Genomic DNA, 9124 nt, shown 5'->3' with positions numbered 1-9124 from the left:
GCCCGCGATAGCATCACCGCGGTTTAACTGACAGCACGAGGCGCCTGCATCGCGGGCAAGCCCGCTCCCACACAAGCCCGCTCCCACAGGGCGATACAGCGTTGTACAGCCTCTCCCGCCAGATTGCGCATCAGTCTGGCGGGAGGGGCTTTTTTCGAGTGTGCCGGCGACAGAACTCCACCTTTGAGCTCAGGTTTGACTAACTGCATTACCTTTCGGGGTTGTCTTCACCTGCTGCGTCCTGCAAAAGCCCTTCATACCGGTTGCAGAACAAGGCCCCCTCAAGGTCACGATACAGAGACGGTGCGGAGTCCATGCTCACTTTCACCTTGAATGTCAGCATAGCCAACGTATTCGACACATCTTCAGCGTCCAACAAGATATCAGCGGTGCCACTTCTACCAAACCATGTACGCTGCAGCGAGTCACTATTCAATGTGTACTCAAAGCGCCAGACTGAGCGGATAGGACTCTCGAATAACCATAATTTCCTGCCTTCGAGAAAAACTTTCAGCCTCCCTGCCGCAGGATGGCTGCTGCTAGCCACAAGAACAACGCTTTGCGAGCTTTGGCCCCAGAGGCTGGCTTCCCCCTGGAAATTCGTATCAGAAATATTGTTGTCCCTGAATATGACTCTGCCAGGGTCAGTATTTTTTTTGCCTACCATGATCTTTCTCCTTATCACATCAACATGAGCCGAGAGATAGTTCTTTGCCAATCCAAACTAGAGCGCCTTAAACCAAACGTCTACTGTCAGTAATGACAGTAGAAAGCCGTACATTTATTCGAAAAAACCAGCGTCGACCAAGCCCATTGCTGTACCTGACCAGCCTGGCGTGAGGCGGTTTTTGTGTTTTTACGGAGCCTGCATCCAGGAGGACCAAAGCGTAAAATTTGTAAATGATATTTACTTGTATTTGATAATCAATACCATTCCGGCGCACAGAGCGCGCCGAATCCTGCTGGAAGGCAATTCTGGTGCATCTCGCTCAGTTGCCACCTTCCCTAAAGGATTCTGCGGACATGTCACCTCGATTCAGGCTCAGCCATTTCTCCCTGGCGTTTATCGCCGCCCTCTCATCGCCCACGCTGCTGGCGGACACCCAGGAAAGAGAACACGGCAAAGTGCCGATAGAGGCAACCGACCTGCCCGTCGATGGCACCTCCCAAGCCCTGGAGCTGAGTGAAACGCGCATCCTCGGCACCGCCGCCGAAGAACTCAAGCAAGCTCCCGGCGTGTCGATCATCACCGCCGAAGACATCAAGAAGCGCCCCCCCACCAACGACCTGTCGGACATCATCCGCCGTGAGCCGGGCGTCAACCTGAGCGGCAACAGTTCCAGCGGCAGCCGTGGCAACAACCGCCAGATCGACCTGCGCGGCATGGGCCCGGAAAACACCCTGATCCTGATCGATGGCAAGCCCTCGACCTCACGCAACGCCGTGCGTTACGGCTGGAGCGGCGACCGCGATACCCGTGGCGAAACCAACTGGGTGCCGGCCGAGGAAGTCGAGCGCATTGAGATCCTGCGTGGCCCGGCGGCTGCGCGCTACGGTTCCGGGGCCATGGGCGGGGTGATCAATATCATCACCAAGCGCCCCACCGACCAGTTGCACGGCTCGCTGACCACCTACGTGTCGCTGCCCGAAGACGATGCCGAGGGCATGAGCAAGCGCACCAACTTCAACCTCAGCGGCCCGTTGAGCGACACCTTGGCCTTCCGCGTCTACGGCGGCCTGAACAAGACCGATGCCGACGACTCCACCATCAACCAGGCCGAGCAGGCCAGCGTCGACTCCCTGGTAGCGGGCCGCGAAGGTGTGCGCAACAAGGACGTCAACGGCTTGCTCAGTTGGCAATTCACCCCCGAACAAACCCTGGACCTGGAAGCCAGCTACAGCCGCCAGGGCAATATCTTCGCCGGCGATACCATGCTCAATGGCGGCGGCACATTCGTGAACAGCCTAGTCGGCAAGGAAACCAGCGTGATCCAGCGCAGCAGTTTCTCGGCCACCCACCGTGGCGAATTTGACTGGGGCTCGACCCTGGCGTCCCTGAGCCACGACCTGACCCGCAACGCACGCCTCAACGAAGGCCTGGCCGGCTCCGGCGAAGGCGCACCTTCCGCCACTGCTGGCCGCTTCGAGTCGCGTTTGCGCAACACCCGCGCCACCGCCGAGGTCAACCTGCCGCTGAGCTTCGGCACCGAACAGGTGCTGACCCTGGGTAGCGAATACCTCTACGAATCGATGAACGACCCAGGCTCATTGCGCCCACAAAGCTACGATCCCGGCACCGGTGGCGTACCAAGCATTCCAGGGATGAGCCGCAGCAGCACCAAGACCACGGCCTCGAGCTACGCGCTGTTCGCCGAGGACAATATCGAGCTGGGCAGCAAGACCATCGTCACCCCTGGCCTGCGCTACGATCACCATGAAGAGTACGGTGGCAACTGGAGCCCAAGCCTCAACGCCTCGCACCAGTTGACCGATGAACTGAGCCTCAAGGGCGGGATTGCCCGGGCCTACAAGACGCCCAACCTGTACCAGTCCAACCCCAACTACTTGCTGTACAGCCGTGGCAATGGCTGCAACGCCAGCGAAGCCAACGCCGGCGGCTGCTACCTGGTGGGCAACCCGGACCTGAAACCGGAAATCAGCGTCAACAAGGAAATCGGCCTGGCCTTCGACAAGGGCACCTGGCGCACCAGCGCGACGTACTTTCGTAATGACTACAAGAACAAGATCAACGCCAGCAACACCGCCGCCTACCGCCTGGACGGCGGGCGCCGCGTATTGGAGTGGGAAAACAGCGGCGCCGCGCTGGTGCAGGGGGTCGAAGGCAACCTGTTCATGACCCTGCGCGACGACCTGGACTGGAACACCAACCTGACCTACATGATCGACTCCAAGAACAAGGACACCGGCGAGCCTTTGAGCGTCATTCCCAAATACACGGTCAACACCACCCTGGACTGGCAAGCCACCGACAAGCTGTCGTTCCAGGTCAGCGGCACCTACTACGGCAAGCAGGAGGCGCCGACCCTCAACTCCCGCAGCGCCAACCGCTATGATCGCAGCGCCCAGCAGGATGTGGACCCGTACGGCTTGATGGGCTTGAGCAGCGGCTACGAGTTCAGCAAGAACCTGAGCGTGCGCGTGGGTATCGAAAACCTGCTGGACAAGCGCCTGTACCGCAAAGGCAATGCTGATGATGCCGGTGCCCAGACTTATAACGAACCGGGGCGGGCTTATTTTGCGTCGGTAACTGCATCGTTCTAAACAGGCCCCGCGCCTACCATGTGGCTACAAAAAAGGGCGAAGCCATCACGGCTTCGCCCTTTTTTGTACCGTTCAGACCTTAGTGGTGTTCACGGGTCGCCCGGAATTTCACATCCGGCCAGCGCTCTTCCATCAGCGCCAGGTTGACCCGCGTCGGCGCCAGGTAGGTCAGGTGACCGCCGCCGTCGATGGCGAGGTTTTCCACGGCCTTGTTGGAAAACTCTTCGAGCTTCTTCTTGTCACTGCAATCAATCCAGCGCGCGGAGTACACGGTGATTGGCTCGTAGGAGCATTCGACCTTGTATTCCTCTTTCAAGCGGCTGGCCACCACATCGAACTGCAGCACACCCACGGCGCCGAGGATGATGTCGTTGCTGCGCTCGGGGAAGAACACCTGGGTGGCGCCCTCTTCCGCCAACTGCTGCAAGCCTTGGCGCAGTTGCTTGGATTTGAGCGGGTCGCGCAGGCGTACGCGGCGGAACAGTTCCGGGGCGAAGTGCGGGATACCGGTAAAGCTCAGGGCTTCGCCTTCGGTGAAGGTGTCGCCGATCTGGATGGTGCCGTGGTTGTGCAGGCCGATGATGTCGCCGGCAAAGGCTTCTTCCAGTTGCTCACGCTCCGAGGAGAAGAACGTCAGGGCGTCGCCGATGCGCACGTCCTTGCCGGTGCGGACGTGGCGCATCTTCATGCCTTTTTCGTATTTGCCGGAGCAGATGCGCATAAAGGCGATACGGTCGCGGTGCTTGGGGTCCATGTTCGCCTGGATCTTGAACACAAAGCCGCTGAATTTCTCTTCCACCGGCTCCACAGTCCGTTCGTTGGCCACCCGGGCCAGCGGCTTGGGAGCCCAGTTGACCACCGCATCCAGTACGTGATCGACGCCGAAGTTGCCCAGGGCCGTCCCGAAGAACACAGGGGTCAGTTGGCCGTCGAGGAACTCCTGCTGGTTGAATTCGTGGCAGGCGCCCTGCACCAGTTCCAGTTGGTCGACGAAGCGGTCGTACTCGTCGCCCAAGTGGGCGCGGGCTTCATCGGAGTCGAGTTTCTCGATGATTTTCACATCGGTGCGTTCATGCCCATGGCCGGCGGTGTAGACAATGATGTAGTCGTCGGCCAGGTGGTACACGCCCTTGAAGTCGCGGTAGCAGCCAATCGGCCAGGTGATCGGCGCGGCCTTGATCTTCAGGACCGCTTCGATTTCATCGAGCAGTTCGATCGGGTCGCGGATGTCACGGTCGAGTTTGTTGATAAAGCTGACAATCGGCGTGTCACGCAGGCGGCACACGTCCATCAGCGCGATGGTCCGTGGCTCGACGCCCTTACCACCGTCGAGGACCATCAAGGCCGAGTCCACTGCGGTCAGGGTGCGGTAGGTGTCTTCGGAGAAGTCTTCGTGGCCTGGGGTGTCGAGCAGGTTGACCATGTGTTCGCGATAGGGGAACTGCATGACCGACGTGGTAATGGAAATACCCCGTTGCTTCTCCATCTCCATCCAGTCGGAGGTGGCATGGCGATCAGACTTGCGGGATTTCACCGTGCCGGCCACCGCGATCGCCTTGCCCATCAGCAGGAGCTTTTCGGTGATGGTGGTTTTACCGGCATCGGGGTGGGAAATAATGGCGAAAGTGCGGCGTTTCGCGACTTCGGCGGCCTGGTGGGTCATGGGAAATCGCCTGGCAGGTGAGTCAAAAAAGGGCGGCGAGTATAGCGTAAACCAAGGCTCCCGAACCACCGCTCACCCGATGGGGGGTGGCTAAATGCTGCCAAGTATGGAACCTTTTAAAAGGTAGAGACGTCCACTCCCCTGTTACCGCACTCGTAACAGGGGCTGAAAAATCAGCAAGTTAGCCTGACGAGGCTGCGCTCATGGCTCGACCTCATGCCGTTTTGCCGGCATTGGCGAGCTGCTTTTCGCGACCACATTTATTGGCAGCCAGGAATGGCAATGCCACACGAGAATGTGCTCGCCGACTGAAATAAAGGAGTCCGCCTGTGGCTATTCGCTATGGCAAAGGGCTGATAGGAGGCGCGGTTGTCGTCGCCCTCCTGGCCCTGCTGATCCACTGGATCGGCATCAACACGATCGAGATGTACCGCGACGATTTGTTGTTTTACCTGCAAGCTCACCTGATTCTTGTACTTGTCTCCATGCTGGCAGCCCTGATCGTAGGGATCCCCGCCGGTATCCTGCTCAGCCGACCGAACAGGGTCGAGCACGCAGAACGTTTCATGCAGATCTTCAACATCGGCAACACCGTCCCTCCCCTGGCCGTACTGGCCATCGCCCTCGGCGTCCTCGGCATCGGCAGTGGCCCGGCGATCTTCGCCCTGTTCCTCGCCTCCTTGCTGCCTATCGTGCGCAATACCTATGAAGGCCTGAAAAACGTTCAAGGCTCGCTCAAGGAAGCCGCCGTCGGCATCGGCATGACCCCGCGCCAGGTGCTGTTTCGCGTCGAGTTGCCCAACGCCGTGCCGATCATCATCGGTGGCGTGCGTGTGGCCCTGGCGATCAACGTCGGCACCGCACCGCTGGCGTTCCTGATTGGCGCCAACAGCCTGGGCAGCCTGATCTTCCCCGGCATCGCCCTGAACAACCAGCCGCAATTGCTGCTCGGGGCCGCGTGTACCGCGCTGCTGGCGTTGCTGCTTGACGGCCTGGTGACCATGGCCAGCCGCCTCTGGCTGGAACGCGGGTTGCGTGCGTCTTAAGGCTGGGTAAAGGAATCGACATGAAAAAACTGACTTTGCTACTGAGCTGCGTCCTGCTGTTTGCCGGCATTGCGCAAGCCGCTGAAAAACCGGTGATCCGCATCGGCGCCCGGGTCTTCACCGAACAGACCCTGCTCGCCGAAATCACCTCCCAGTACCTGCGCACCAAGGGCTACGACACCCGCGTGACCGGCGGCCTGGGCAGCAACCTGGCGCGCAGTGCCCAGGAAAGCGGGCAACTGGACCTGATCTGGGAATACACCGGTGTATCCCTGGTGGCCTACAACCATGTGGACGAAAAGCTCGACAGCGAACAGTCCTACGCCAGGGTTAAAGAACTCGACGCGAAAAAAGGCCTGGTCTGGCTCTCGCCGTCGAAATTCAGCAACACCTACGCCCTGTCCCTGCCGGAAAACGTGGCCAAGGAGTATCCGCAGATCAACACCATCAGCGACCTGACCCAGGCGCTGGCCGAGCCGACCCGTGAGAACCGCCTGGTGGCCCTGGACACCGAGTTCGCCAACCGTTCCGACGGTATGGCCGGCATGGTCAAGCTGTACGGCATGAACCTCACCCGCAAGAACTCCCGGCAGATGGACGCCGGCCTGGTCTACACCGCCCTGCGCAATGGCCAGGTGTTTGCCGGCCTGGTGTACACCACCGATGGCCGCCTCAACGCGTTCAAGTTGAAGCTGCTGGAAGATGACCTGCACTACTTCCCGGACTACACCGCAGCCCCGGTGGTACGCCAGGTTTATCTGGATGCCCACCCGCAATTGGCCGCCGACCTCAAGCCCCTGGCGGCGCTGTTCGACGATGAAACCATGCGCCAGCTGAACGCGCGGGTCGACGTCGACCATGAAAGCCCATCGGCCGTGGCCGCTGATTTCCTGCGCCAGCACCCACTCAACTAAAAGAGGAGAAGACATGGAATTTCTGAACGCCTTTTCCCATCTTGATTGGGCCCAAGTCCTGCACCTGACCTGGCAGCACATCACCCTGGTCGGGATCGCCGTGATCCTCGCGATTGTCGTCGGCGTGCCCCTGGGCGTGCTGATGACGCGCTTCCCGACCCTGGCCGGCCCGTTGCAAGCCAGCGCCACGGTGCTGCTGACCGTGCCGTCGATTGCCCTGTTCGGCCTGCTGCTGCCGTTCTACTCCAAGTTCGGCCAGGGCCTAGGGCCGATGCCGGCGATCACCGCCGTGTTCCTCTACTCCCTGCTGCCGATCATGCGTAACACCTACCTGGCCCTGACCGGCGTCGAGCCGGGCATCCGCGAAGCGGCCAAAGGCATCGGCATGACCTTCGGCCAGCGCCTGCGCATGGTCGAGCTGCCCATCGCCGTACCGGTGATCCTCGCCGGGGTGCGCACCGCCGTGGTGATGAATATCGGGGTGATGACCATTGCCGCCACCATCGGTGCCGGTGGTCTGGGTGTACTTATTCTGGCTTCCATCAGCCGCAGCGACATGTCGATGCTGATTGTTGGCGCCGTACTGGTCAGTCTCCTGGCCATCTGCGCCGACCTGCTTCTGCAATGGCTGCAACGCTCGCTGACTCCAAAAGGATTGCTCAAATGATCGAACTTCAAAACCTGTCCAAGACCTTCCAAAGCAACGGCAAGACTGTCACCGCCGTTAACGACGTGAGCCTGACTGTCAATGAAGGCGAGATTTGCGTATTCCTCGGCCCCTCGGGCTGCGGCAAGAGCACCACGCTGAAGATGATCAACCGCCTGATCAAGCCCACCTCGGGCAAGATCCTGATCAACGGCGAAGACACCACCGACCTCGATGAAGTGACCCTGCGCCGCAACATCGGCTACGTGATCCAGCAGATCGGCCTGTTCCCCAACATGACCATTGAGGAAAACATCGTGGTGGTGCCCAAGCTGCTGGGCTGGGACAAGCAGAAATGCCACGACCGCGCCCGCGAGTTGATGAGCATGATCAAGCTCGAACCCAAGCAGTATCTGCACCGCTACCCCCGTGAATTGTCCGGTGGCCAGCAACAGCGCATCGGCGTGATCCGCGCCCTGGCGGCCGACGCGCCATTGCTGCTGATGGATGAGCCATTCGGCGCGGTCGACCCGATCAACCGCGAGATGATCCAGAACGAGTTCTTCGAGATGCAGCGCGCATTGAACAAGACGGTGATCATGGTCAGCCATGACATCGACGAGGCGATCAAGCTGGGCGACAAAATCGCCATCTTCCGCGCCGGCAAGCTGTTGCAGATCGACCACCCGGACACCCTGCTGGCCCATCCTGCCGACGAGTTTGTCAGCAACTTTGTCGGCCAGGACAGCACCCTCAAGCGCCTGCTGCTGGTCAAGGCCGAAGACGCGGCGGACAACGCCCCGTCGGTCAGCCCGCAAACCCCGGTGGCCGATGCCCTGGAGCTGATGGACGAGCATGACCGGCGCTATGTGGTGGTCACCTGCGCCGAGAACAAGGCGCTGGGGTATGTACGCCGTCGCGACCTGCATCGTCAGACCGGGACCTGCGCCCAGTACCTGCGCGAGTTCAACGCCACGGCGGCGTTTGACGAGCACTTGCGCATCCTGTTGTCGCGCATGTACGAGTTCAACCGCTCGTGGCTGCCGGTGATGGATGCCGAGCGGGTGTTTTTGGGTGAAGTGACCCAGGAGTCGATTGCCGAGTACCTGAGCTCTGGTAAGTCCCGTGGGGGCAAGACCAGTATCGTGTCGCCAGCCGAAACCGCGCAGGCCTGACCCTGATCATTCCCACGCGGAGCGCCTGATCGTTCCCACGCTCCGCGTGGGAATGCCGCCGGGGACGCTCTGCGTCAAGCTCAGGGTGACGCAGAGCGTCACTGGATGCGTTCCCACGCGGAGCGTGGGAACGATCATCAATCCGTCACACCGGTCGGTTACATAAGTAGCTGCACTGCGCCTGGCGACGAACGTGTGTAAAAACGCGACATTTTTAGTTGATCTCAAGCCCCTCACGCCCTAAAGTTCGCGCCGAACGTCCATGCTGGAAACGATCCATCCGGCTCAAGTACTGACGACGAGACAGCAAGGCCAAGGGCAGCTTACCCCATGGCCTTTTTGCTTTCGGCGACATGCCTTGGGAAGTAGGCGAACCAAAGTGGGGATACGGAGGACGT

General features: G+C 60.3%; 7 protein-coding genes. 5 read left to right on the top strand and 2 right to left on the bottom strand.

Features of this window, described 5'->3' with window-relative positions; translation table 11 throughout:
- Positions 1-208: 208 nt before the first annotated feature.
- Positions 209-667 (bottom strand): hypothetical protein, encoded by a 459-nt coding sequence (locus AC07W7_RS24740; protein WP_495040299.1) that lies wholly within the window; start codon positions 665-667, stop codon positions 209-211.
- 356 nt (positions 668-1023) lie between these two features.
- Here AC07W7_RS24740 and AC07W7_RS24735 point away from each other — a divergent pair, with 356 nt between their 5' ends.
- Positions 1024-3282, top strand: coding sequence for a TonB-dependent siderophore receptor (locus AC07W7_RS24735; protein ID WP_495040298.1), 2259 nt, complete (start codon positions 1024-1026; stop codon positions 3280-3282).
- A gap of 79 nt (positions 3283-3361) precedes the next feature.
- Here the strand turns inward: AC07W7_RS24735 and AC07W7_RS24730 are convergent, their stop codons facing one another.
- A complete protein-coding gene (locus AC07W7_RS24730; RefSeq protein ID WP_076964048.1) occupies positions 3362-4945 on the bottom strand; it encodes a peptide chain release factor 3 in 1584 nt (527 codons plus the stop codon).
- A 329-nt stretch (positions 4946-5274) separates the two neighbouring features.
- Between AC07W7_RS24730 and AC07W7_RS24725 the strand changes: the two genes are divergently transcribed.
- Genes AC07W7_RS24725 through AC07W7_RS24710 form a run of 4 tightly spaced genes read left to right on the top strand, consistent with a single transcriptional unit; the run spans position 5275 to position 8726 of the window.
- Positions 5275-5991 carry an ABC transporter permease gene (locus tag AC07W7_RS24725; protein WP_495040297.1) on the top strand — a complete coding sequence of 239 codons (717 nt, stop codon included), beginning with the start codon at positions 5275-5277 and terminating at the stop codon, positions 5989-5991.
- Positions 5992-6011: 20 nt separating this feature from the next.
- Positions 6012-6905: a glycine betaine ABC transporter substrate-binding protein gene (locus tag AC07W7_RS24720; protein ID WP_076964050.1), complete on the top strand. Its 894-nt coding sequence runs from the start codon at positions 6012-6014 to the stop codon at positions 6903-6905.
- Between the two features lie 13 nt (positions 6906-6918).
- Complete coding sequence (locus AC07W7_RS24715) at positions 6919-7572, top strand: ABC transporter permease (RefSeq protein ID WP_076964051.1); 654 nt, start codon at positions 6919-6921, stop codon at positions 7570-7572.
- Positions 7569-8726, top strand: coding sequence for an osmoprotectant ABC transporter ATP-binding protein OsmV (locus tag AC07W7_RS24710; protein ID WP_076964052.1), 1158 nt, complete (start codon positions 7569-7571; stop codon positions 8724-8726). The genes AC07W7_RS24715 and AC07W7_RS24710 overlap by 4 nt, the downstream gene beginning before the upstream one ends.
- Positions 8727-9124: the final 398 nt, after the last annotated feature.

The sequence above is a fragment of the Pseudomonas sp. GW821-FHT01D09 genome (genome assembly GCF_059422465.1).
This window is presented reverse-complemented; position numbering and strand designations above follow the sequence as displayed.

Coding starts and splice junctions, on each gene's coding strand:
- AC07W7_RS24740 (WP_495040299.1), bottom strand. CDS start 667: ATGGTAGGCAAAAAAAATACTGACCCTGGCAGAGTCATATTCAGGGAC.
- AC07W7_RS24735 (WP_495040298.1), top strand. CDS start 1,024: ATGTCACCTCGATTCAGGCTCAGCCATTTCTCCCTGGCGTTTATCGCC.
- AC07W7_RS24730 (WP_076964048.1), bottom strand. CDS start 4,945: ATGACCCACCAGGCCGCCGAAGTCGCGAAACGCCGCACTTTCGCCATT.
- AC07W7_RS24720 (WP_076964050.1), top strand. CDS start 6,012: ATGAAAAAACTGACTTTGCTACTGAGCTGCGTCCTGCTGTTTGCCGGC.
- AC07W7_RS24715 (WP_076964051.1), top strand. CDS start 6,919: ATGGAATTTCTGAACGCCTTTTCCCATCTTGATTGGGCCCAAGTCCTG.
- AC07W7_RS24710 (WP_076964052.1), top strand. CDS start 7,569: ATGATCGAACTTCAAAACCTGTCCAAGACCTTCCAAAGCAACGGCAAG.